This window comes from Glaesserella sp., assembly GCF_041814905.1.
Taxonomy (GTDB): domain Bacteria; phylum Pseudomonadota; class Gammaproteobacteria; order Enterobacterales; family Pasteurellaceae; genus Glaesserella.
In genome coordinates this window covers 43,268-67,668 of the sequence record NZ_JBGXYA010000055.1, presented here as the reverse complement: position 1 = coordinate 67,668, position 24,401 = coordinate 43,268, and the positions used below count along the sequence as shown (strand labels likewise).

The following is a 24,401-nucleotide window of genomic DNA, read 5'->3' as shown; positions in this document are numbered from 1 at the left end:
ATGGAAGTCTCTGAAAATTTCCGGGGAGAACGGGTTATTGGTCGCATCCGTATAAATTCGGTATGTCGCATACCCGCCGTCTACATCATAGCGGATATCAAATGAACCCTCTCTTTGACTAATCAACTTACCTGAACTGAACAGCTTAATCTGTGCCCACGGACCTCTATAAGAAATACTGCGCGGTGAGGTATTAATCTGATTCGGGACCAAAGTCAGTTTACTTTCCACAGAAATATTCATGGAGTTTGGCCAAACCACATTAACCCGACGTTTATTACCATGGGTAAAGTCAATAATTTGTCCGTCTAAATTCAACACGCTACGACGCTTATTCGCCGACAAGCTCAACGGCTCGACAATATATTGCGTTCCCAGCCCGTTTTCTCCGCTAAAGAAGGTATCTCTGATGTGTTGTGCCATCGCTAATTGCTGTAACACCTCTTCTTGGATTAACGGCGTTTCTCCGTCTTCTGCATCGGTCAACCCGTGTTCAATAAATGCACTGAGATATTTGGTGTAGAAGCTGTCTAAGGTACCGTCCGGCGCAAAGAATCGGTCAAAATCACTAATGGCAACTTCTTGCGATGCGTGCGGGTCAAACGGATAACGACCTGCAATATGCATTTGATAAGGTTTAATGACCTTATCATTCCATTCTACCTCTAAGGCTAAAATGGCTGATTTCAATACTACCTTCCAAGCATTATCTGCGATTTGCTCCACCCATTGATTTAACGGTTGCGGTAATGTTTTCGCCGTTTGCTGCAGTTCTAAAATCGGGTCGAGCGATTGCTGCTCTACACGTAATTGCACTGCTTTTAAGGCGGCTTTACCTTGATCCGGTGCATTTTGGATCGCTAATAAATAACGGTGCAAATTAGATAACTGCGGATAAACACGTTGTAAAAGGTTTTCTCTACTACCGTCTTCCTGAGCCAAGATCGCTTTTTCATTTAAGAAATTACGTGAAATCGCATTCTTCAGCAAATATTCGGATGAAGATAAAACATCATCTAAATTTTTGCCTTCCAATCCTTTTGGAACAGCCGGTGCATCGGTATTGCTGACGACGGCACCAATGGCTCGACGCATCGTTTGTGAATTCCCCGTCACTTTTTCAATGGCTGAAATTGCTTCCGGAATATCTTCAAATCGTTTAATCGTCAGATTATTGATTGCGTCATTCCATGTCGAAACATAGTCATTCACATACTGCTCGGTGATTCTTGTACTGATTTCTTTACGATCCGTGTCGCTATACTCAATATTTTTAGATAAATTGAGTACCCAACTGTCAATCGCCGTGAGATCGACTAACTGCGTATCCCGTTTCAAGAAATAATTAGTTAACCCTTCCGTTGTAAAAAAGCGCGGAATATAAACTAACTCTTCGTCTATCGGTCTAAATAACGAATCGAAACCGGAGCCAATTTCTTCACGCAGATTTAAATCCGACGGGAACACTTTCTTCGCCGTTGTTTTTAATATTTGATAAACACGATCGTATAGCGAAAGATTGCTCAGCTCTTTTTGTGCATCCTTTATAGAAAGATCAAACGGCTCAAAGGCTTTAATTAATTCTCCGTCACCTTTTACTCTTTCTCCATGCCAATCCGTGTATTTCAATGCGTAGTCTAAGTGTGAAAGTAAGTTTGCTTGAAGTTGGTTTTGACCTCTAAATGCATCACTCCAATATTTTTGCATATAATCTTCAACAACTTGGTCTACACGTCCGGTTTTATCATCAAGCATTCTCATGACACGAAGTGTTTCCAATTTTTCATCACTATTCGGCGGTGAAGTATCCAGCTTATGTTGTAATCCCGTCATAATCGCCGGTAAATAACGTAAGTTAAGTAACCGTAAATAGGCCGAGCGGGCATATGGACCCATATTGTGTCCTTGATATAGCCCCATATCTGTAAAGAGATTCGCTGCATCCACTTCATTTCCATAAGCAAAGGTTGCATCTCTCATCGGGTTTAACAATGGCAATTGTTTATCACCGTAATAGTCGACACCTTCAGGCATCGGAATTTCTTTAAATTGTTGGACTTGCTGTAAAATCATCTCTCCGGCATTGTGATTTTTTTGGTAATAATGATGCCAACCGAATAATAGTCCGATAGCAGCAAGACCACCGATAATAGAAAATGCTTTCAGGCGATTTTGATATGCTAAATTCCATACCGAATTTTCTTGTGCCAAATTCGGATAATCAAATAATGTATTATCAAACAAGTTAGTACAGAAATATGTACGTGATGTTTTAACTAACCACGTTGGATATGTTTGATTACTTAAGTGATATTGTTCTGCAGCAGATTGCACAAATAAATCATCAATTTTTCCATTCTGTAATACAGAAGTAAAATAAAGCCCTTTAAAGAAAATATCCGCTTTACCCCCCATATTTTTCAAATCGGCTAAAAATGTCGATACTTCTTCGTGAGCTCCACTAATTTGTCGAATAAAACTGAAAAGCTGACTACGTTGTTCAGGCAGCACGTCATTTAACATCATATCCGGCATTGATGCATTCATTTGCTGACACCAAGAATTCCAGAATGTGTCTAATTCTTCCTTCCATTTCTCACCTTTCTCTGAGAAAGTTGCGCCCAATACACTCTCAATTTGTTCTTTGGTTAGTTTACGGTACATCGCTTGGAAGCCGTATAGACGATCCATTTTCGTCAAAATCACGTAAACCGGTAATTCTGCATTAACTACTTCAGAGATTTCTTTTAGGCGGTCTTGTAACGTAGAAAGATAAGCATCTTTTCCATCTTTATTTAAAGTTAATAACTGATAAAGATCGACACAGAGAATGATGCCGTTCAGAGGCTGACGACCACGTTGTTCCGCAGTCCAATCTAGAAGATTTTTCCATAACTTCGTGTATAAACGAGGTTTATCTTCAACTTCAATATGTTGTGAGACCAAGTTACCATTCGGAACAATTAAGACTGCTTTTTCATTGTTAAAAATTGAAAACTCAACGCTTTTTGCAGTTTCTTCATCATCACTCTGATAAAGCTCTACAAAACCGCCATTTTCTTTGAGTAAAGATGATTTTCCGCTATCTTCAGTACCTAATAACAAATACCAAGGGAGATCATATTGGTATTTTGATGTATCTAAATAGCGTTGAAATTTTAAAACCCAGCGATCTAAATAATGACGCTGTGCTTCAATATTCTCTTTAATTGGGTTATTGAAATTCTGTTTATCTTCCTGATGGCGTTTTTCCAATTGTTTTAAACGCTGGTTGATTTTCCATGTTATCCAAGAAATTCCGATAATAATAAGAACAGCGGTGGATAGCCAACGATTAGTTACGCTCTCCAGCGGTTTATACCCATTAATTGTGTAAGTTTCACCTTGCCACCAAATCCAAATCATTGTAGCAATCCAAAGCACAATCATTAGGATAGGACCAGACAATTTCAATCTTGTTAATAATGGTCTAAATGTTTGAAAAAATGATGGTAGTCTCATTATTAAAACCTTCTTTATTTATTAATTCATTCTTGTTCTTTTATCAATAAAGAGAATAAGGATGGTTCCCAATCTTTAACTGATACGGTTTCTAATGCACCTTGTAAGGTTGCATAATGTTGTTTTGCCAAGCTGTGTAATCCAGACTTATTTAACAACTTAATACTCTGTAATTGCGCATAAACTTTATCCCTCATATCTGAATAGGTTTGTTCATTAATCAGCTGTAACGTTTTTTCCAAGCCTTCTGTCTCATAATAACTTTCTATATGTTGATTTAGATCGTTAACGCTATGTAATTTATTCTCTGCAGCTTTACTTTGTTGTAACCATTGCTGGCAACTTTGCGATAAGAACGGAGAATTATCACTAAATGTGAGCTCCTTTAAAACCGGCAATCGTTCAAGAAAGTGATCGAGGCTCTCTCTTATCGCGGTTGAAACTTTAATGTAACCCAAACGATGAGCTATTTCAGCGGATAAGTAATGTCCTTCAAACCAAAATGGCGCCAGCGTTAAGCTGTATTCAACTTCTTTCCATAAATGTACATCCGCATTTTCCAACCCCGCCTTATATTCGGCAACACGGTCAGCAGATATTGCTGCCAATTGCGTTTTGTTATTTTCGGAAAGAGGGGCGGAGGTAATATTACTCCAAATAGCATAACGTCTTAATTGGTATCCTACCGCTTCCGACAGATCTTTTTCAATTAGATAGTCCGCCACTTTTAACAACGTATTGCGCCAAGCTTTTTCATTACTATGATCAATTTCTATCGGCTCCATCACCATTGGTTTGCTGTTTGAAACAACCGGAGCATTGGAAACGACATGAGTATTCACTGTAGGTTGCAAGTTTTTTTCTGCTGTAGTAGCAACTGTTGCAGATTCAACTTCTGTTGTTTCACTAAAAGTATAACGATTTAATAGCGTTTCAACTTCTTCTAATAGTTTAGGATCTTCCCAATACTGTTTTAGCCTTTCTAATTGAATTTTAGCTTCATCTTTTTCTAATCGCGAAGCCGATTGGTTAAATTTCGTAGCCATATTCTCAAAGCGTTTAAGAATTTGCTGCCCCAAGCGGACTTTCTTAATACTTTGTTTTGGCGGAGCATCTTTCCAAAATGCCTCAACATAGTCAGATAACAGGGCTAATCCGAGTAATAACTCTGCTGCTTTACCTGAATGTTGCAGTGTTTTTAAAAGATGTGCGACGATTCTTACATCTTTACTTTTTGTTGATAGTAATGTTAATGCTTTTTGTTGAACTTGAGAAACGTTAAGAGATTCATGCCCTAATGAGCCTAATTTCACCATTTCACCATCAAGCTCGATCCAAGCCGGATCCTCATCAAGATTAATATCGGTTTCAATTGGCGTTAGAATCGTTATACGCCAAGGGTTATCAGTTAATAAGTCCATACTTTACCAATGACATGCTGTTCTAAGCGGTTTAATTTCTTGCTCTAAATTTTGTATATTAAAAGTCAAACCGTTAACTCCGGGAATATTCGATTTAATTTTTAACGTATTTGATTTAAATAACCGTTGTATTTCGCTGATTCCTTCCAATCCGCGGCTTGCTTCTAGCAGGAATCCGTTTTCACGAAAGAACCAACGTGTTTCAAACTTTGTTTTATCGGTTGATACTTCAACATTAGTATCACGTTTGTCTGATGGATTCAGCAAAGCTATTTGTAAACGTGTAATATTATCAATGCAACTAAACATCAATACCGGTCTAGGGCTTTTATAACCTAAAGCAGGCGTTGTAATAATAATTGTCGGATTACCTCCGTCCGAATTATATGACTTAGTTAGTAATGAAATGGTGTTATTCGTTCTAGCCCCTTCATGTTCCATTGCTCTATTCCAAGCAATACCACCTTTTTGATTATCGGATACTGTAGGCATATGGGTTTTCCATGCATTATCATAGCAATCTAAACGATCTAACGATGACTTTTCCTGACGACATATTTCCATCGCTTTTAATGTTTCTTCTGCAGGAGACAATGCTTCCGTCTCCGCCAAAACATAAGAAGGCAGAAAAAAAGCGCTTCCTGCAACAAAAAAACAAGCTCGATTTTTGATTGAAGTTAGGTCAAATCGCATTCATCTTCTCCAACTTTAGCAATAAAACGGTTATCTCTCAGACCGAAATAAATCTCTTTAATTTCTTTATTCGCCGCAATTTGTTGTAACAGTAACAAAGAAACCGGCGGTAACATTTGACCGTCAATGATAGATTCTAAAATACGCGCACCATTCTCTGCACGGCTGGCTCTACGTAAAATCTCTTCTTTTACTTCATTCTCCACAACAACTTGAGCATTAAAACGTTTCTCTAATAATGTAGTTAACTTATTCAGTTTACCCTCAATAATCGTCATTAACACTTCTTTCGGCAGTGGCAAATAAGGTATAACTTCCATTCGGGCAAGTAATGCCGGTTTAAAGAACTCCGCTAATTCAGGATACAGTTCATCAATAATCTTTTCCGGTGTATCTGCATGATTAACAATGGTCTGATACCCCAAATTAGAGGTTAAAAAGAATACGATATTTTTACAATCAATAATACGTCCTTCGCCATCAGCTAATTCGCCTTTATCAAAAGCTTGATAGAACAAGTTCAATACATCCGGATGGGCCTTTTCAACTTCGTCTAAAAGTACAACTGAATACGGTTTGCGACGAATGGCTTCAGTAAGTACGCCACCCTCACCAAATCCGACATATCCCGGCGGTGAACCGATTAAGCGTGAAACCGTATGTTTCTCTTGGAATTCAGACATATTAATTGTGGTAAGGTATTGCTTCCCGCCAAACAATAAGTCTGCAACTTGTAACACCGTTTCCGTTTTACCTACACCACTTGGACCAACAAATAAAAATGCACCTAAAGGTCGCCCCGCTCTACGTAGATCTGCTCTTGCCGTTAATAAATGTCGATGCAAATGCTTAATCGCAAGATCTTGTCCTTTAATCTCTTTGGAGAGATAGTGAGGTAAATCGGTTATGACGGTAAGCTCATTTTGAGACAAACGATCAATCGGAACACCAGTCCACTCTGCAATAACAGAAGCAATTTGTTTTTGAGTGACGTGAGGTGATACCAAAATTTCTGTCTGCTGTAACTCATCAAGTTCTTGAGTGAGTGCTTTCAATTTTTCTGAGATCTCTTCCTCTGATAACACATCCGAAATCTCGGTTTCGTCACTGCTACAAGCGGTCTCTTTTTCCTCTTTATTTGCAAATTCTGTTTTGTTAACGTCAATGGAACTTTCTTTTTCAAGAGGTTCTGTGCCACCTTCTAATAACTTCGCCCGTAATGCAATAATTTCTTTCACTATTGATTGCTGTTTTTGCCAGCTTTGGCTGATATCTGCTAATTTGGTCGTGTTAGAATCAAGTTTATTTTGTAATTCGGATAAACGAGTTTCATCAATACTCAACCCCAGCTTAATCTCTCTTTGGAGCAAATCAATTTCCATTTTTAGCTGGTGCTGTGCATTTTCCAATTCTGCAACTAATTTGGGCGGAGAAGTCAGATTGATAGCTACGCGTGCACAAGCCGTATCCAAAACATCGATCGCCTTATCCGGTAGCTGTCTTCCGCTTAAGTAACGTTCACTCAATTCCGCTACAGAAATTAAAGCATCTTCTTCAATTAATACTTGATGCGATTGTTCATAAGCATTACGTAGACCACGCATAATAACAATAGCCTCATCAACCGTCGGTTCTGCTAATTTAACTAACTGAAAGCGTCGGGATAACGCTGCATCTTTTTCAAAATATTTTTTATATTCGCTCCAAGTCGTTGCGGCAATTGTTCTGAGTTCTCCTCTTGCAAGTGCCGGCTTGAGTAAATTAGAAATGTCTAATCCGCCTTGTTGGTTACCGGCGCCAATTAAAGTGTGTGCTTCATCAATAAAGAGGATGATTGGCTTTGGTGATGTAAGTACCTCATTCATAATGCCTTTAAAACGCTTTTCAAACTCTCCTTTTACCGCCGCACCTGCCTGTAATGCCCCCAAATCTAATGTCATTACATCGTTATCTAACAGTTTTTCAGGCACATTGCCCGCCACAATACGTAATGCTAATCCTTCGATTAATGCACTTTTCCCTACACCGGCTTCGCCCACAACAATCGGATTGTTTTTGCGACGTCTGCAAAGGATATCAATCATTAAATTGATCTCTTTATCACGACATAGCACCGGATCCAATTTATTTTCTCGTGCAAGCGCAGTCATATTTTGGGCATATTTATCTAACAGGCTTTCCTGCCCGCTAGAAAGTGTTTTAGTCGGATTTACGCCGGATTCTTTTGTAAGTTCTGTCTCTGATGATGAGGCAACAAGTTGAGTAAAATCGCGTTTTAAAATCTCTCGGTTAATCACCATCAACATTTTTGCCGCTTGATGTGGTACGTAGCGATGTAATGAGGCTAATAGCACATACAACACTATACCGCTTCGCAAATCAGCATGACCGAATTCAGTGGATGCAACCAACCAACTGTCCTGTAATAGTTCAACTAACAATGGTGAAAAACTCGGATAGTTTTGTTGGGCTTGTAGTTGACCGTCTTTTCCAACGACTTCTTGTAAATAACCTTTTAACTCTTCAATATCAATATTCGATTGAGCTAATATTACCCGTATATCACACAATGGTGTTTCTAAAAAACTGAATAGAAATTGGGGCACTGTAATTTCAGCAAACTGTTCATTCATACAACGAGCAGCACAAACTTCCAAAGTGTGCTTAGCTATTGGATTTAATTTTCCGACTAAAACCGGTAATTCAACTCGAATCATATTGTTATCTTCTCTTAATTCAATAAATTATTTAGTTGTTCTATGATGGTTTTGGTTTGATTATTTAATCTGAATAAATAAACACAATAAACACCGATTAAAATAACCAATCCGATACCAAATATTTTTCCAAGTGTTATTTTATTCAATAACTGATAAGAATGTTTTTTAGTATCGTTTTCTTGATAATAAATAACACCCGATGTTTTTTTATCCGAGGTGTTTACAATTACATCATGTAACTTACGAAAAATACTCTCAAATTCCTCGGTATTTTGCCCCGTTACTTTGTATCTTCCTCTAAAGCCAAGACTGAAGCAAACATACATAAATTCAAGAAGATCTAAATAACGCTTAGGCTCCGCCATAAGTTTATTTAATAAAATATAAACTTTTTCACCGCCCCAAGTTTCGTTATGGAAATAGGTCAATAATGATTTTTGGAACCAACTGCTCTTAGCTCCCCAACCATGTCCTAAAGCAATTTCATCAATAAAAGTACAAAGTACATAACGGAATGAAACGACCATTCCCGGCTCATAATGATGTTCGCGTAAGATCTGCTCTAATGATTGAATATCTTGAACAACCTGTTCATACAACATTGAAGGCATATCTTGATCTGTGACATCTTTCAATCGTAATACCATTCCTAAAAGAGGAGTCGCAGCATCAATCATAGGATTAATGCTATATCCTCTTAAGGGAAGATTATAAGAAGATGAAATTAATTCGGAGTCTTGTGTATTTAGTTTATCTAAAATCGCTTCACTCATATCGTTAACCTCTTATTGCCCATAATTGCATATCTAATTCAGGGAACTCTCCTGACACATGGAAGGCAATCGCATGGCTTTTCTGTACTTCACGCCATTCATCACTATGAGTATCCAAATGAAAATAGGTATACCCTGCATGATATGGTAATTGGCGAGGAGCCGTTGTTAGCGGACGAACTTCTATACCCGGTAGCTGAACGCTCACTAATTGACGAATTTTATCCGGCGTTGTAATTTTAATTTGTTGTACAAATTGTTTACGTAGTAGCTCTTCCGGTATCCGTGCTGAAACAGCAAGAATAAATTCAGCTTTATATAACAGATCCTGATCATTAATGACAGCACTCTTCACACCATATGGTAAAGATTCTAATTGTATCGATACCGCTTTAGGTGTTAGTACAGTACTTAACGCAATTCTTAATTGTCTGAATAAACGTTGAAAGCATTCCGTCATTGCAAAATGGTCATAACGTAAAAACTCTTTCGGTAAACGAGATGCGTCGGTGAAAGTCATCAATTCACCACATAACTGAATAAGTAATCGATAGAAATATTCAGGATGAATATGCGGATGAATATTTAGATGTTTGTAAAACGGATGTTCTCTATTCAATAGTTGTAACATCAAAAATTCAGCGACATCAGCAATCCCCTGTTGGCTAGGAGAACCAATACGGGATGACAACGTTTCTGCTCGTTGTTCTAATGTACTTGCTAACTCTCCGATGAAAGCCCTCAATTCTGAAGAAGCCACAACATCCATACACGTTGGAATAAATTTATCATCTAATTCGATTCTACCATCCGATAATTTATCCCGAATACGAGCAATATGCAGATAGGTATATGCACTCCTGTCTTCATTCCCTTGAATAAGTTTAGGAGACAACTTCGCCAAAAATAATGAACTACTATTTCCATTTGGAGAATGAATATCTCGAACATCCTGCAAATTTTCTTTGTATCGAATAGAAACGTTATTCTGATTGTTATATTCCGAATGAATTTCAGTAAAAACAGCACTTGAATTAGGTAATGCAAGATAAATATCATACGAGCTGGCATTATCTAACTGTTTGATTTCCAATGGTGCAGGTAATAGATCTTGGGCCGGTAAGTTAAAATACGAACCGTCCGGAAATACCCCTCTTGCAGATAGCAACGCAATACGCCCAAGATTTAACATTTCCCGATCAATTTCGAGAGAAATTAATCCAAAATTGTAATTATTATTCAAAGCTAATAATTGATTTTGAATTAAATAATCAATATGACGCTGCTGTTGTTGGAAATGCTGTGGTTGAACAAACAATCCTTCTTTCCAAATCACTCTGTTCTTAGACATAAAATTATTCTTCGTCCTTTCTAATATCTACTTCATTTTCCCTAACATGAACTAATATATGATATCTATGACCCACTCCTTTTAACGTCACGACTTTTTTCCACTCTGTCTCTCCGGAATCAGCATAATATGCAATTACACCAAGATAGTTATTTTCCTCTTTCAATTTAACCTGTGGCAAAGACTTATATTGAGACGGTAATAAAGTATAATCTTGATGATCAATATAGTTTTTTCCTAAAACGTCTTTCAATTCTTCCATACTAAGTTGCTCATAATAAGCGGATAGTAATTTAGAATCTTCGCTTAGATAAACTAGTTGTAACTCTATTGGAGATGGTTGACCCGCCTCATTACGGTTAATATCAGATTCTGCAAGCAATGAAATCTGTACGGTAGACGGCTGCTCTAACGGACCGCCAACTTGGATATCCGGATCTTTGATAACTTTTCCTATTTTAGTCATAGTTTGGCACCCCGAAAGAACGAGAGTGACCAATAATACAGAGAGCAATTTCGATTTTAAGTTACGGTGCATATAAAACATTATTCATTTCCTTTATTTTGTTTATCACGTAATGCTTTGTCATAAGCCTGAGAATAGACTTCCCAGAATAATTTCTCAAAACCATATTGACGTTTTGATGTTAATTCTTCGTAATAATTTTTATACATTTCCCAAGCCCAGGCACTTCCTCCATTTTGTTTCTCATTACTACGGCGATAATTTTCAAATCGTTGCAATAATAATTGGGGAGAGAATGCATCTAAAATTGCCCCCAATGCACTAATAATAGCTACACGATTTGCCTCATTATGAATTAATAAGTTATGCAAACTTTCTGATACGGCTGCAGGTGCAGCTAGATGAACCGGGCTTTTTTGATCTCCGAATAATACCTCCATCGTTGTAGAATAATCTAAATTTAGGCGAAGAGGGTTATCTTCTATCGGTCGCAAATGTTTATCAGACAAACTATTTTGTTCTTTTTGCAACGCTAATAAACCTTCAATAACAGCTTTTAACGTTTTGCCAACCTCTTCTAAAAAGTCGTTTGCTTCCTGGCTATCTATCAGCTTAATCTTGGTATCCATCTCTCTCATTAACGGGGAAATAGTAACGTAAGCATTTTCCATAAATTGAGAGTGCTCTTCATCCTCATTGTGCACTATTGGTAAATCCACATAAGATTGGTGGTTCATCTTAAAATCTCCATAAGATTGTAATTTGATTGATTTATCTTCTGAACGATGGCGATCTGATAATAAGTGATGCGAATTACCACCGGTATCAGAGTTGGTAATATTATTTCCTTTAGGATCTAAAGCAAATATAGGATCTTTAACAATACTTTCGTCTACCGTATCCGCGAGTTGTTTCTCATCAACCAAATTTACCCCGTGTTTACGGTCCAGAATTTCTTTTAAGTAGTCTTGGTTGCCAGCAACTATCTCTTCAACCGTTTTTCCTGAACGGTTTTCTGATAATAAATCCGTTTCACTTATTGTAACTGCTAACTTTAAAGAGCCAAGCTTAATCTGATCTCCGTCTTTCAAACGGATAAACCCGGATTTAGGAGTAAAGGTTGCGGAATTTACCAATAATGCTTTCCCGATAACCTGTAAACAAAAAGCATTATCTCTCCATTCAATATTGGCTTGATTTGTCGGAATAGTACCTTTTATATCTTGTAATACCCAATGATTATTGGCACCACTACCAATAGTTCCACCATCTTTGTTAAAAACATTTTCTCGGGATCGACCGCTCTCTAAATCGGTAACATTTTTAACGCTTAATATCAATGAATAATGACTCACTTATCTACTCCCTAATACAAATTGTCACATTGGGTTTTTGATCCGGTTTACCTACAAAACTTGTCCAACCAAGCATAGAATTTTGCTCATCACCAAGTTTCATACCTGTGATTTGCTTCGGTTTAAGCCCCAACTTTAAATCCCAAGCAAATTGATCTTTTAAAACAAAAGAAACAAACGTAATTAATGATAAATAATTCTCTCCGTTAGGTAAAAAAGAAAGAAATTGCTTACGTGAAAGATTGTTCAATTGAAGTTCAAACTTACCTCCACGATCAGGATTTTTTCCACCCAATGTAAAATTCACCCCTAAACAACTACGACCTGTAGGCGGTCGTCCTAATTCTTTTAGGATCCCTCCTAAACGATTCTGTTCATTTTCGGAAATATTTACGTACCGGAAACGCCATTCTTTTAGACTAACATCAGGTAAATCAAAACAATGAGAAACTAAATTTGCAATAACCTCAGAAGATCTTCCCGGACTAGCCAGCATTCCCGCATAAGCTAACATTTTACTATGATGTATACTTAAACGATTACGCGTTTTTTCATGCCCTAATCCAACTAGCGAAAACATTCGTTGTGAAAAAGCATCTGTTCCTTCATCTCTAAAATTAATGTAGTAGCGGTATTTTCTCCAAATATGGTGTAGCAATAATACTAATCTATGGTTGAATAAATTCATAAAATCAACTAGCTTCGTTTCTTTATGTAAATATTCAGCGGCTAAACTTTCTAAATAATAAGTTGGTAACGGAGATTGGCTACCATGTAATCCTAAAAAACTAACTTCTAAATAGTATTGCCCTTGCTTAGTTGAAAGTACATCCACAATATCCCGGATTGGAAATTCCAATCCTGCAGATGACATGAAGCGAATCGGCTCTTTTTGAGGTAATAATGCTAAAGTTGTCGCAGATTCTACCTTTGATAATTTAAAAAGTATTTCAACTAATTGATAAAAGCTATAACGCGTAATATTAATTAATTGTGTCTTTTCTACATCAGGGCGTGTTGACCTATTTGAATTGGCCATTCGTACACCTCCTGATTATCAATATTCACTATTCTTAATTTATGGAAAGAGTTCACACTCGCATAAAGCGTAAAAAATTGGGACAGTACACTACCAAATAAAAACATATCTCCTTCAGAAGTAAACCCACTTTGTTTTATATGTAATGTGGATTGAAGCCCTCTAATTGAAACTCCTTTAAATAATCTATCAATGGATATGGTTTCAATTGATTGAATGGCATCTAATTTCTTTTGTGAAATTTTTGCATTACGACGACTATGCCAAGCCGGTAAATCATAGGTTTTCAATATTTCCTTCAATGGTTCAATATCTAATAACGATAAATAATTTAAAGAAGAATTAGAAATTAGTTTCCAAGCCAACGTTCCATCTAATGAAGGGTGTAGAGGTAATGATGGACGTGTAATATTTTTAAATTGTGTTGAAGACGGATGTTGCTCGGTACTAACACAAATATCGCCAACCTTTAATTGAGTCGGTAAATCACGGTTAGTACAAGTTAAATCAATAGCAACACATTCATTTGTTGTTAATAATTGAACCTCATCACCTCTAACAAAGGATAAATAGTGATCAAAACCGGAGTGAAATAAAGCTTCTTTAGTTCTCAAACGATAATAAAGAGATGTTCGACCTTTCATATATTCTATTTGATGACGAAAACTTTCAAAAGGTTCGTAAACACGGCTACCACTATTGTTTCTTTTACTTAAATTAGTCTCTTTTTGAACAAAACTAGAAACTTTATCTATTGAGAAAATTTCATACCAGTCCGGATGTTGGTGACTTCCTTTAACTATATATTCTGTTTTGGTTCCATCTAAACGAATATTCTCACTATCATGTTTAAACAAATTAATAGCAGGCACACAATGCAAACGGAATGTTGATGTCCGAATATTTACATCTACAGGTAAAGGCAAAGAAAATGATAGTTTAAGAGTAAACGTTTTACTTTTCACTTCAGATGATAGTGTTTCAAATCCAGTTACATCAAAAAATAAAAAACTTTCAGGAAAACAATAATACTCTTGCAAAACTCTATACCCTGCATTTGTATGTTGAGGATAAGGTAATATAGCATCCTCTCTCTTAAATCCTACAGGAGAAAAGTTGATATTAGGTACCGGATAATTTATCTCATTTATCACCAATTTAGCGGATTGAAGATAGTAGGACAGCCATAAATATAATTGCTGACTACTATACTCATCCGCACCTAGATAAAATCTTAATTTATTTAAATCTAAAGTATCAAAAGACAACTCAGATTCAGAAGAGAAATGAATTTCAATAACTGACTTTTCATTATTGTTCGTTGTCACAATCTCTTTAATTGAAAAAGGATTTAACCACACATCACGACAAGTTTGGAAAGTACATCGAACCTCACCATCATCAATAATAGCATTATCTTGATTAATGTAAGTCGTGGAAATAGGCTTACTTAATAAATAAGTACCTTTCTCTACTATATCTTGCAATTTTCCGACTTTTTCATCGGGAGAAAACTCCACTATAGTCATACTTGGAGTTGGTCTTAAATAGTTAGGCCACAGCATATTAATCATGCTATGTGTAAATTCAGGAAACTCATCTTCGATCTTAGCTCTTAGATTTCCTGTTAAAAAAGCAAACCCTTCTAATAAACGTTCAACATCAGGATCTGAACTTTTCTCAGACAAAAAATTAGCTAAATGCGGTTTTTCAACAGCAAGTTGTTTCCCTAGTTCACGTAAATATTCTAGTTCGTTTCTGAAATATTTTTCTAATACAGACATCGTTATGCTCAAATATCAGCAAGATCTAAGTAATAATGGCGATCGTTATCTAAATGTAAATTAAATATCACTGAAGAATGTATGTCTTCCACTGATAATACTGCATCAATACGAAAATGCAGTAATAGAGGATTATCTTCATTTATCAGTGATTGTACTTTCACAGAAGTAATTCTAGGCTCAAAATTTAAAATACAACTTTCAATGACAGATTGAATTTTCCCCGTCATGTCCATAGTACCTATGGTCGCATCATTTAAATCAACAATACCCAAATCTGAAGCACTTTGACAGGCTCCAGGATGGGTATTTAAAATGTTGAGTAAATTACGCTTAACGGATAAAACAAGTTCCCTCGAATGATGACGTTTAGAAATTTGAGTATCTTCTGCTTGAATTCGTTCAAACAAGCTGGCAGCGTTTTCTCTATCCCAGCTAAGTAATGCTGGCATAAAAAATCTACTCCTTATCTAAACGACCAACTAGCGACAATTCAAAATTAGAGCCCATATATTTGAAATGTGGTCTCACTTTGATTGAAGATAAATACCAACCCGGATCACCCGCTACATCAGACACACTAATGGATGCACTACGGAAAGGACGGCGACTACGAACATCAGCCGGCGGATTCTCCTGATCTGCAACATATTGTTTCAACCAAGTATTGAGTTCTTTCTCTAAATCACCGCGCTCTTTCCAGCTACCAATTTGCTCTCTTTGCAGTACTTTAATGTAGTGAGCTATACGAGTGATCATGAACGTATAAGGTAACTGTGTGCCCAATTTATAATTGGTTTCAGCAATCTTACCTTCTTTTGTGTTAGGGAAAACTTTCGGTTTCTGAACTGAGTTGGCAGAGAAAAACGCAGCATTATCACTTCCTTTACGCATTGTCAAAGCAATAAAGCCTTCTTCCGCCAATTCAAATTCACGACGATCTGTAATCAATACTTCTGTTGGGATTTTAGCAACGGTTTGCCCCATAGCTTCATATAAATGGACTGGCAAATCATAAACAGCACCGCCACTTTGTGGTCCGATAATATTTGCACACCAACGGTATTTAGCAAAACTATCAGTTAAGCAGGAACCTAATAAGAATGCACTATTTCCCCACAGATAATGCTCATGGTCTTTACTTACATCTTCTTCATAACCAAAACTTTTTACCGGATTATCTGTAACAGAATAAGGTAAACGAGCCAAGAAACGTGATACCGTTAAACCAAGGCTACGAGAATCTTCTGATTCGCGTAATGCACGCCATTTTGTATAGACAGGGCTCTCAAAAACAGACTTAAGATCTTTAATTGCAGGTAATTCGGTATAACTTTGAACACCAAAGAATGTCGGAGAAACCGATGATAAGAAAGGAGCATGAGCCATAGAACCTACGGCACTAACATACTGCAATAACTTCATATCCGGTGTTTTTGGAGTAAATTCATAATTACCGATTACAGTACCAATAGGCTCTCCACCGAATTGACCATAACCAGAAGAATAAACATGTTTATAAAAACCGGATTGAACCAATTCAGGAGCAAATTCAAAGTCATCAAGTAATTCTTCTTTTGTTGCATGTAAAATATTAATTTTAACATTTTCACGGAAGTCGGTTCTGTCTACTAACAATTTTAAAGAACGCCAAGATGATTCTAGCTGGCGGAATTTTTCATGGTGTAAAATTTCGTCAACCTGCAAACTTAATTTGCGATCAATCTCTGCAATCATTCGATCGATTAACAATTTATTGATTGGTTCTTCTTGATTATCCGTCATTAGGATATTTGAAATAAATGCCGCAACACCTTGTTTTGCAACATCGTACCCTTCGCTATCAGATGCAATACGCGTATGCGCCATAATTTCGTCAAGTAAAGACGTAGTTTGTACTTCAGACTCTTGAAGTTGTTCTTTTACAGCTCTTGCCATAGTTTATTACCCTTTCTTAAAATATCACCAACGGTTACTTATCGCTTACTAAATTCAATTCTTTTAGCAGTTGTTCTCTAGACTCATCATTCTCTAATAACTCGGCTAAACGAGCGCGAAATGCAGGGACGTTACCCAACGGACCTTTTACCGCAGTTAATGCTTCACGTAACTCTAATAATTTTTTGAGTTCAGGTACCGCATTAACAATGTTATCCGGTGAAAAATCATTTAAAGAGTCGATACTTAAATTTACACTTAACTCTTCATCCTCTTTTTCTGACAATTTATTCGGAACATTGAGGTTTAGCTCAATATCCATTTCTCCCATCACTGCAGAGAATGTATTTTTGTCAATAGAAATCATAGAACGCTCTTCAATAGTTGAATCTTCTGTTCTACCTTTCATATCACCGACAACAAGCACATTTAGAGGTAATTCAACCTCTGCAGCTTGACCTTCCGTTGCAGGTACATATTTAATGTTAATTCTCTCTTTCGGTGCTACTGAACCTTCTTTGTATTTACTCATAGAGCGATCTCCTCATTACAAATTGTCTTTACAGAATTAAGAACCTTTACTCGCATATATCATGGAATACACCAATATAATGCAATCCATTAATCATACATCAAAATACCATAAATATAAAAGATTTGGAAAAATTTCCACTCCATACAAATTTTATTTACAAAAAATTAATATATTTACAAATAAAGGCAATTAATTTATTAAACAATAACGCTAAACTTACAAACAAAATAATAAGCTCGCTAAACAAAGTTTAGCATCTCATTGAAAACTAAAGAGATTTTATTATATATCAAGGGTGTTCAGAAAGAAATTAAATTTAATTATTTTAAACAACCAAAAACAAAAATTAATTTACATTTACAGCATCATACCTATGATTTATTAAAAATCAGACCTCTTTAATAATAAATATTTTTTATCATACCCTCTTGTAATTTTATTAAAATTTGAGATACTTATACAAAGCTTTTGGTGAGTTAATAGTGAGATAGGTAAAAAGCTTTTACTAACTTAAGTTAATCTAACATAAAGGCTACATTTCAAATGTTTCATATCCCAATTGTAATAAAGTAGGAGAAAACCATGCCAACCCCATGTTATGTATCAATTACCGGTAAAACACAAGGTGAAATTACTTCTGGTGCTTTCACAGCTGAATCAGTAGGTAATATCTTCGTTCAAGGTCATGAAAATGAAATGCTTGTGCAAGAAGTTAAGCATGTTATTGAAGTTCCGACCGATCCTCAATCAGGTCAACCTTCCGGTCAACGTGCTCATAAGCCATTAAAACTTACCGTTGCATTAAACAAAGCTGTACCTATGCTTTACAATGCATTAGCATCTGGTGAAATGTTACCTAAAGTTGAATTAAAATGGTATCGCACCTCTGTTGAAGGTAAACAAGAACACTTCTTCACAACTTCATTAGAAGATGCAACTATCGTTAGTATTGATTTAAAAATGCCTCATGCTCAAGATCCTACACAACGTGAGTTTACTCAGTTGTTGGAAATTTCTTTGGCATATCGTAAAATTAATTGGGAACACACATCAGCAGGTACTTCTGGTGCCGACGACTGGCGTAATCCACTTGAAGCTTAATTTTTTGACTAGATACTCTTTATCTAGAAAATAAAAATTCTGTTTCTAATTTGGACTTATAAAAAGGTCTAGACATTTGGCTAGACCTTTTTATCTATCTGAACTACAGTTCACATGTAGTATTTCTTACCTATGTAATTCTAAAATAGCAGTTATTTATAAAAACAGTTTCATGAAGGAAGAATAAATGAAAGTATTAAATAAAATTTTTATTCATATCATGGCATTTTTCTTGGTTGCTTGTAGCGCCAAAAATCCATCCGGATATGAAAAAGTAGAAGCTGTAGTGACTGCATCCAATGGTAATTTATATATCTTAACGGAGACCTTGGATTATGAATTTCCAAAATCCCGCATTAAAGATATAAAATTATTTTTTGAACTTGCCCCTACATTTTCAGAAATCAATCAACCTATTAGCTCCCGTATGTGGGTAAAAGAACGCAGTGTCGACTTCTCATTTGATGAAGCTACATTGCGCATTCAAAAAGAAGATAATCATAAATTCTCAAGAAACGATTCAAACCTTAAAGATTCTTATACCGCCAACAATAAGGCGAAGAAATTTTTGAAACATCTTGAGAAAATGGTAAAACAAGATCGTTCCGGCAAATTGGCTATTAAACGCGAAAATAATCAAGAAAACATTACCGATTATAATTTCATCACAAACAAAAAAGTTAAAAATGATAACATAAGAGGAAGAATCGTAGATATCGCAGAGCGCCAAAAAATTATTGAAGAATATAAATCCAATCCGGATAGCTTTAAAGATTACCGAATTAATATCTTCTATGAACCAAGCTTATTCACAAAAAATTTCTTTGGTAAAAAAATCGACAAACGCACGATAATATCAGAAAGTCCGATAACACTAGGAAACTGGAAAACATTACCGACTTTAAAAATACAATAACGCCTCAGTATTTTGTCTTACTCAAGTTTCAATCAAACATACGAATGTTTTGTAAAGCCATAATAAACAGTAAACACGTTTATTATGGCTTTTTTGTATAGTTAAAACAGCATTTAGCGATGACTGCCTGTTATCTTTAATTTGCAAAATTTTTGCCTAAACAGACCGCTTGTAAGAACCGATAAAGAACCGAATAGCGTCTACAATTCCAGCAAGACGGCTCTAAGTTGATGCAGTTTGTCTCTTGTTGCCGCCGCTTTTTCAAATTCAAGATCTTTAGCGAAATCACGCATTTGTTGTTCAAGCACTTTAAGTTCTTTCTCCAATTCTTTACGGGATTTTGGCATATAACTATGCTGAGCTTCACTGGCTTTTGTCGATTTCTTACCTCGCTTTGGCTTATCACTTTGACCGATATCGAGTAACTCACCGACTTTCTTATTCAACGCTTGCGGCACAATACCGTGCTGTTTGTTGTATTCCATCTGTTTTTCACGGCGACGTTCGGTTTCCTGAATCGCTTTTTGCATGGAATTCGTGATTTTGTCGCCATATAAAATTGCTTTACCGTTCAGGTTACGTGCCGCTCGCCCGATAGTTTGGATAAGTGAACGCTCGGAACGAAGAAAACCTTCTTTATCCGCATCAAGAATGGCGACGAGAGAAACTTCCGGCATATCCAAGCCTTCACGCAGTAAGTTGATACCGACTAGTACATCAAACATCCCCATTCGTAAATCATGGATGATTTCCACCCGTTCAACCGTGTCGATATCACTGTGCAAATAGCGGACCCGTACACCGTGTTCATCGAGATAATCGGTTAAATCCTCCGCCATCTTTTTGGTCAGTGTAGTCACCAAAACCCTTTCATTCACGTCTACCCGTTTACGAATTTCGGAAAGCAGATCATCAACCTGCGTTGAAACCGGACGCACTTCAATCAACGGATCCAACAAGCCCGTCGGACGCACCACTTGATCGATCACATCCGGATTTTTTTCCAGTTCATAAGGCCCAGGGGTGGCAGAAACATAAATTGTTTGCGGAGAAAGACGCTCAAATTCTTCAAAACGCAGCGGACGATTATCCAACGCCGACGGCAGACGAAATCCGTATTGTACCAATGTTTCTTTCCGCGCACGGTCACCACGATACATGCCACCGATTTGCGGCACAGTCACATGAGATTCATCGATAATCAAAATACCGTCGCTCGGCATATAATCGAACAACGTCGGCGGTGGCTCGCCCTCTTTTCTGCCCGATAAATAACGGGAGTAATTTTCGATTCCGGAACAATAACCAAGCTCGTTCATCATTTCGATATCAAACTGAGTGCGCTGTGCAAGGCGCTGTTCTTCAAGCAATTTATTCTCTTGGATAAAATAAGTGCGACGCTCGGCAAGCTCAACTTTAATCTGCTCGATAGCATCTAAAATGCGTTCTCTCGGTGTTACATAATGGCTTTTCGGATAGACGGTGAAACGCGGTACACGACCTAAATTATGCCCGGTAAGCGGATCGAACAAGGAAAGGTTTTCGATTTCATCATCAAATAATTCAACTCTCAATGCCACCTCATCCGATTCGGCGGGGAAAATATCGATCACTTCACCGCGTACACGGAAGGTACTGCGCTGAAAGGCTTGATCGTTTCGGGTATATTGCAATTCGGCAAGGCGAGACAAAATTTCACGCTGATTCATGATCGCCCCGACTTGTAAATGCAGCATCATCTGCATATAGGCATCGACATCCCCTAAACCATAAATCGCCGATACGGAAGCCACCACAATGGTGTCACGCCGCTCAAGAAAAGATTTAGTCGCAGAAAGACGCATTTGTTCGATCTGTTCATTGATCGATGCATCTTTTTCAATGAACGTATCACTACTCGGCACATAGGCTTCCGGCTGGTAATAATCGTAGTAAGAAACGAAATACTCTACCGCATTTTCCGGGAAGAATGCTTTCATTTCCGCATAGAGCTGTGCCGCTAAAGTTTTATTTGGTGCCAAAACCATTGCCGGTCGATTAAGGGTAGCAATCACATTGGCGATAGTAAACGTTTTACCCGAGCCGGTTACCCCAAGTAATGTTTGATGTGCCAAACCGTCATTCAAACCCTCTATCAGCTTGGCAATGGCTGACGGTTGGTCGCCCGAAGGTTTAAACGGAGAATGGAGAATAAAAGGTTTGCCTTGCTTACTCATTAAAAAATCCTATCCAAAAATTTGAACAGGATTTTAGCATAGACAAGCGGTCTGTTTTAGCCGAAATTTTGCAAATTATTTACGCGAAAAACCGTTTGACTCAAGCAATCGACTAGTTTTTCTTGGATGCAACCACATTCTCTATCTGTTGTAAAAAATGGCGCCACGTGAACCGATTCAACACAAAGTCCGCCCCGGCTCTTGCCCTTTCCAAATCTTGTGCCGACGGACCGAATTTCAGCCGCTTAAACAATGCCGCCGCCTCATCTTCGCTGTGTACGATATGGCAATATTCTTTAAACAATGAATTCAACGCCAAACTCGGCGTAGAAACCAAAATACCCCCGCATGCCAAAATTTCCACCACACGGCGGGAAAACATCGTCGGTGAATCCTCAATCGTATTCACATTCAGCGACACCGCATACTGACGATAAATATCCGCCGTTTGCTCATAACTGAGCGACGGACGAACATCCAAACCAAATTCCGCTTGCGGATAACGATAATTGTCCGATTTACGCGCCGAATTCCGATCAAACACCGTCACCGGCAGCCCGGCGCGCTGTGCGGCACGAAATAACATCTCTTGCCGGGCACGACGCTGATCATGCACATGCTTACTGTAACTCCCGACAAAATTCGCCGCACAATGTTTAAACTGAAACCCTTGATAATTATGAATGCGGGGCTGAACGGGGAACATCGCCACATCGACGGTTGTCGACGCAGGCACCACCGCCCGATAGCGTTCGACACAATTTTGATCCACCGTAAAAATATGATCAAAATGCTTTGCCGAATCAATAAACCGCTCGAAATGTACCCCGTCTTCTTTATTCCAAAATACGGTCGGAATCCCCTTGTCCTTAGCTTTTTCCACCAATCGTACCAATTTTTCATTGGTTCGGTTTGGATGGTCTGGATAAGAGGCGATTTTAAACTTCCAGCTGTCTTTATAGCCATTCCAAGCAGATTCGACTAAAAGGCAATCAGAGGATAATTTTAGTATATGATTTGCTATAAAGTTACATTTTAAATGCGATAAATAACTACCTTCGTACTCTAGAGAAGAGGCAGTTAATTTATCAGAGATTAACATTATCTTCATAGTATTTATCATGCATAAAAATTAGGTTGATTACTCAAACCAGCTTCAGCAATTAACCTATTTAATAAATATTTAGATTTTCTATCTTCAAAACTCAGACATAGCATTAACTCATTAATTAATCTACAATTGAAAGGTAATATTACTTTATGTGACAAATCACATTCTTGGTACCAAATATTAGCCCATTTACTATTTCTATGTTCCCAATAAAAAAGATCGTAAAAATCAAAGTCACTTATTTTATCATTATAAAACTCAGTATATTCAATATATTTTCTAAATTCTTCAATTACTAATTCATTAGTATTAATATCCGATGTAGACCATTTTTTAGCTAGAACTTCTGGTGTGATATTCTTTTCCATTCTTTCTGAATAAAATATTGTCCCTGTTTCTGATATAGTTGAAACTAATACATTAGAATCTATAGGAAGTTGTTGATAATATGCTTGAGCTAATACAGGAAATCTTGCATGTAGTGAAAATGTCTTAGAATACATTTTATAAAAATCATTTCCATAATCTAATGTAGGTAAATATAAAATAAAATGAGGGAAACCTGCATGTGTCGCACATTTTGATGCTCCCACTAAATCTTTTTCATAATGGGGATAATCACCTCCAAATTTGGTATACGTAAATGTATCAACTTTCAAATTGGCTAATAATGCAATAGCAAGAATTGTTCTACTATCTAAACCATTAGTAAGTGAGATATATGTATTATCCTTTTCATATATGCATTTAAAATAGTTAAGCAAATAATTCTTAAACAAAAGATAAATAACATCCTTACTATACCTACTATATTTATCAGAAAGAGAAATATGAGGATAAAATCTCTTATGCTCTGTATACTCATTCGTATGTTCTATAAAGCAGTTTGCAATAACTGGATATATACCTTTTAAAGGTGTAAGCATAGCAGGAAAATATTTTCCACCCGGAGAAATATAATCCTTATGATTCATAATATCTGACAAGTTCTTATCTTTATCAACATCAAAGTAGTCTTTAAATATTTGTAAGTGAGACGTAAAAACTCCATTTACCTCTTTTGACCAATAACAAGCATAAGTACAATGGCTATCCGGTATTATAGACAAACTGGATTTATTTTTTAAAATAACTAAGAATCTACCAGCTAAATAAGTAATATAATTAATCGCTTCATTAAATGATTTTTTATACTTTTCTAAAATCAACTGAGAAACTTGTTTACTTTTATAACTACTCTCTAGATCGTAAGCATTTCCAATGAGTAACACAAAAATATCATCATTTGAAATTAAATGATACTCCGTCGTTTTAGAAAAATAAAATTTATATTCACCGATATTTTCCTTTTCCCAAGGTAACGGTATATCTTTCTTACACAATAAAAAACCATTTGAGCAATATTCAGCATAATCCCTTTTTGTATTCATAATATTAACATTCATGTTATCCCCTAACTAATTTCATATCTTTTCATTGGA

18 protein-coding genes are annotated in these 24,401 nt (G+C 36.8%); 2 read left to right on the top strand and 16 right to left on the bottom strand.

Translation table 11 applies throughout. The features are described from left to right. From tssM to tssB, 13 genes are all read right to left on the bottom strand, one after another. A partial coding sequence (gene tssM, locus ACEYJ7_RS08530) for a type VI secretion system membrane subunit TssM (RefSeq protein ID WP_373778655.1) occupies nucleotides 1-3,429 on the bottom strand: 3,429 nt, incomplete at its 3' end. Between the two features lie 98 nt (nucleotides 3,430-3,527). Next, entirely contained in the window at nucleotides 3,528-4,922 is a 1,395-nt protein-coding gene (gene tssA, locus ACEYJ7_RS08525) for a type VI secretion system protein TssA (protein WP_373778654.1), read from the bottom strand. A gap of 3 nt (nucleotides 4,923-4,925) precedes the next feature. Then, the gene (gene vasI, locus ACEYJ7_RS08520) at nucleotides 4,926-5,615 is read right to left on the bottom strand and encodes a type VI secretion system-associated protein VasI (RefSeq protein WP_373778652.1); all 690 of its coding nucleotides are present in this window, start codon (nucleotides 5,613-5,615) and stop codon (nucleotides 4,926-4,928) included. Continuing rightward, nucleotides 5,600-8,332 (bottom strand): type VI secretion system ATPase TssH, encoded by a 2,733-nt coding sequence (tssH, locus tag ACEYJ7_RS08515; protein ID WP_373778651.1) that lies wholly within the window; start codon nucleotides 8,330-8,332, stop codon nucleotides 5,600-5,602. The genes vasI and tssH overlap by 16 nt, the downstream gene beginning before the upstream one ends. Before the next feature lie 14 nt (nucleotides 8,333-8,346). Beyond that, entirely contained in the window at nucleotides 8,347-9,108 is a 762-nt protein-coding gene (gene icmH, locus ACEYJ7_RS08510) for a type IVB secretion system protein IcmH/DotU (RefSeq protein WP_373778649.1), read from the bottom strand. 4 nt (nucleotides 9,109-9,112) lie between these two features. After that, nucleotides 9,113-10,459 carry a type VI secretion system baseplate subunit TssK gene (gene tssK / locus ACEYJ7_RS08505; RefSeq protein ID WP_373778648.1) on the bottom strand — a complete coding sequence of 449 codons (1,347 nt, stop codon included), beginning with the start codon at nucleotides 10,457-10,459 and terminating at the stop codon, nucleotides 9,113-9,115. 4 nt (nucleotides 10,460-10,463) lie between these two features. Beyond that, nucleotides 10,464-11,006, bottom strand: coding sequence for a type VI secretion system lipoprotein TssJ (gene tssJ / locus ACEYJ7_RS08500; protein WP_373778647.1), 543 nt, complete (start codon nucleotides 11,004-11,006; stop codon nucleotides 10,464-10,466). Next, the gene (gene tagH / locus ACEYJ7_RS08495; protein WP_373778645.1) at nucleotides 11,006-12,280 is read right to left on the bottom strand and encodes a type VI secretion system-associated FHA domain protein TagH; all 1,275 of its coding nucleotides are present in this window, start codon (nucleotides 12,278-12,280) and stop codon (nucleotides 11,006-11,008) included. Before tagH ends, tssJ begins: the two co-directional genes overlap by 1 nt. A 4-nt stretch (nucleotides 12,281-12,284) precedes the next feature. Then, entirely contained in the window at nucleotides 12,285-13,319 is a 1,035-nt protein-coding gene (gene tssG / locus ACEYJ7_RS08490) for a type VI secretion system baseplate subunit TssG (RefSeq protein WP_373778644.1), read from the bottom strand. After that, complete coding sequence (gene tssF / locus ACEYJ7_RS08485) at nucleotides 13,283-15,103, bottom strand: type VI secretion system baseplate subunit TssF (protein ID WP_373778643.1); 1,821 nt, start codon at nucleotides 15,101-15,103, stop codon at nucleotides 13,283-13,285. Before tssF ends, tssG begins: the two co-directional genes overlap by 37 nt. Before the next feature lie 8 nt (nucleotides 15,104-15,111). Further along, nucleotides 15,112-15,555 carry a type VI secretion system baseplate subunit TssE gene (tssE, locus tag ACEYJ7_RS08480; RefSeq protein WP_373778641.1) on the bottom strand — a complete coding sequence of 148 codons (444 nt, stop codon included), beginning with the start codon at nucleotides 15,553-15,555 and terminating at the stop codon, nucleotides 15,112-15,114. 7 nt (nucleotides 15,556-15,562) lie between these two features. Then, on the bottom strand, nucleotides 15,563-17,041 hold the full coding sequence (gene tssC / locus ACEYJ7_RS08475; RefSeq protein ID WP_373778639.1) for a type VI secretion system contractile sheath large subunit: 1,479 nt from the start codon (nucleotides 17,039-17,041) through the stop codon (nucleotides 15,563-15,565). Between the two features lie 34 nt (nucleotides 17,042-17,075). Then, entirely contained in the window at nucleotides 17,076-17,573 is a 498-nt protein-coding gene (tssB, locus tag ACEYJ7_RS08470; RefSeq protein ID WP_373778638.1) for a type VI secretion system contractile sheath small subunit, read from the bottom strand. A 585-nt stretch (nucleotides 17,574-18,158) separates the two neighbouring features. Here tssB and ACEYJ7_RS08465 point away from each other — a divergent pair. Continuing rightward, nucleotides 18,159-18,677, top strand: a complete 519-nt coding sequence (locus tag ACEYJ7_RS08465; RefSeq protein ID WP_373778637.1) for an Hcp family type VI secretion system effector — start codon at nucleotides 18,159-18,161, stop codon at nucleotides 18,675-18,677. Nucleotides 18,678-18,864: 187 nt separating this feature from the next. Further along, entirely contained in the window at nucleotides 18,865-19,593 is a 729-nt protein-coding gene (locus tag ACEYJ7_RS08460) for a hypothetical protein (RefSeq protein ID WP_373778635.1), read from the top strand. Nucleotides 19,594-19,793: 200 nt separating this feature from the next. On the opposite strand, the gene uvrB is transcribed toward ACEYJ7_RS08460, so the two are convergent. From uvrB to ACEYJ7_RS08445, 3 genes are all read right to left on the bottom strand, one after another. Next, the gene (gene uvrB, locus ACEYJ7_RS08455; protein ID WP_373778634.1) at nucleotides 19,794-21,809 is read right to left on the bottom strand and encodes an excinuclease ABC subunit UvrB; all 2,016 of its coding nucleotides are present in this window, start codon (nucleotides 21,807-21,809) and stop codon (nucleotides 19,794-19,796) included. A gap of 112 nt (nucleotides 21,810-21,921) precedes the next feature. Continuing rightward, nucleotides 21,922-22,920, bottom strand: a complete 999-nt coding sequence (locus ACEYJ7_RS08450; RefSeq protein ID WP_373778632.1) for a glycosyltransferase — start codon at nucleotides 22,918-22,920, stop codon at nucleotides 21,922-21,924. 8 nt (nucleotides 22,921-22,928) lie between these two features. After that, the gene (locus ACEYJ7_RS08445) at nucleotides 22,929-24,365 is read right to left on the bottom strand and encodes a hypothetical protein (protein WP_373778631.1); all 1,437 of its coding nucleotides are present in this window, start codon (nucleotides 24,363-24,365) and stop codon (nucleotides 22,929-22,931) included. Nucleotides 24,366-24,401: the final 36 nt, after the last annotated feature.

Coding starts and splice junctions, on each gene's coding strand:
- tssA (WP_373778654.1), bottom strand. CDS start 4,922: ATGGACTTATTAACTGATAACCCTTGGCGTATAACGATTCTAACGCCA.
- vasI (WP_373778652.1), bottom strand. CDS start 5,615: ATGCGATTTGACCTAACTTCAATCAAAAATCGAGCTTGTTTTTTTGTT.
- tssH (WP_373778651.1), bottom strand. CDS start 8,332: ATGATTCGAGTTGAATTACCGGTTTTAGTCGGAAAATTAAATCCAATA.
- icmH (WP_373778649.1), bottom strand. CDS start 9,108: ATGAGTGAAGCGATTTTAGATAAACTAAATACACAAGACTCCGAATTA.
- tssK (WP_373778648.1), bottom strand. CDS start 10,459: ATGTCTAAGAACAGAGTGATTTGGAAAGAAGGATTGTTTGTTCAACCA.
- tssJ (WP_373778647.1), bottom strand. CDS start 11,006: ATGTTTTATATGCACCGTAACTTAAAATCGAAATTGCTCTCTGTATTA.
- tssG (WP_373778644.1), bottom strand. CDS start 13,319: ATGGCCAATTCAAATAGGTCAACACGCCCTGATGTAGAAAAGACACAA.
- tssF (WP_373778643.1), bottom strand. CDS start 15,103: ATGTCTGTATTAGAAAAATATTTCAGAAACGAACTAGAATATTTACGT.
- tssE (WP_373778641.1), bottom strand. CDS start 15,555: ATGCCAGCATTACTTAGCTGGGATAGAGAAAACGCTGCCAGCTTGTTT.
- tssC (WP_373778639.1), bottom strand. CDS start 17,041: ATGGCAAGAGCTGTAAAAGAACAACTTCAAGAGTCTGAAGTACAAACT.
- tssB (WP_373778638.1), bottom strand. CDS start 17,573: ATGAGTAAATACAAAGAAGGTTCAGTAGCACCGAAAGAGAGAATTAAC.
- ACEYJ7_RS08465 (WP_373778637.1), top strand. CDS start 18,159: ATGCCAACCCCATGTTATGTATCAATTACCGGTAAAACACAAGGTGAA.
- ACEYJ7_RS08460 (WP_373778635.1), top strand. CDS start 18,865: ATGAAAGTATTAAATAAAATTTTTATTCATATCATGGCATTTTTCTTG.
- uvrB (WP_373778634.1), bottom strand. CDS start 21,809: ATGAGTAAGCAAGGCAAACCTTTTATTCTCCATTCTCCGTTTAAACCT.
- ACEYJ7_RS08450 (WP_373778632.1), bottom strand. CDS start 22,920: ATGAAGATAATGTTAATCTCTGATAAATTAACTGCCTCTTCTCTAGAG.
- ACEYJ7_RS08445 (WP_373778631.1), bottom strand. CDS start 24,365: ATGAATGTTAATATTATGAATACAAAAAGGGATTATGCTGAATATTGC.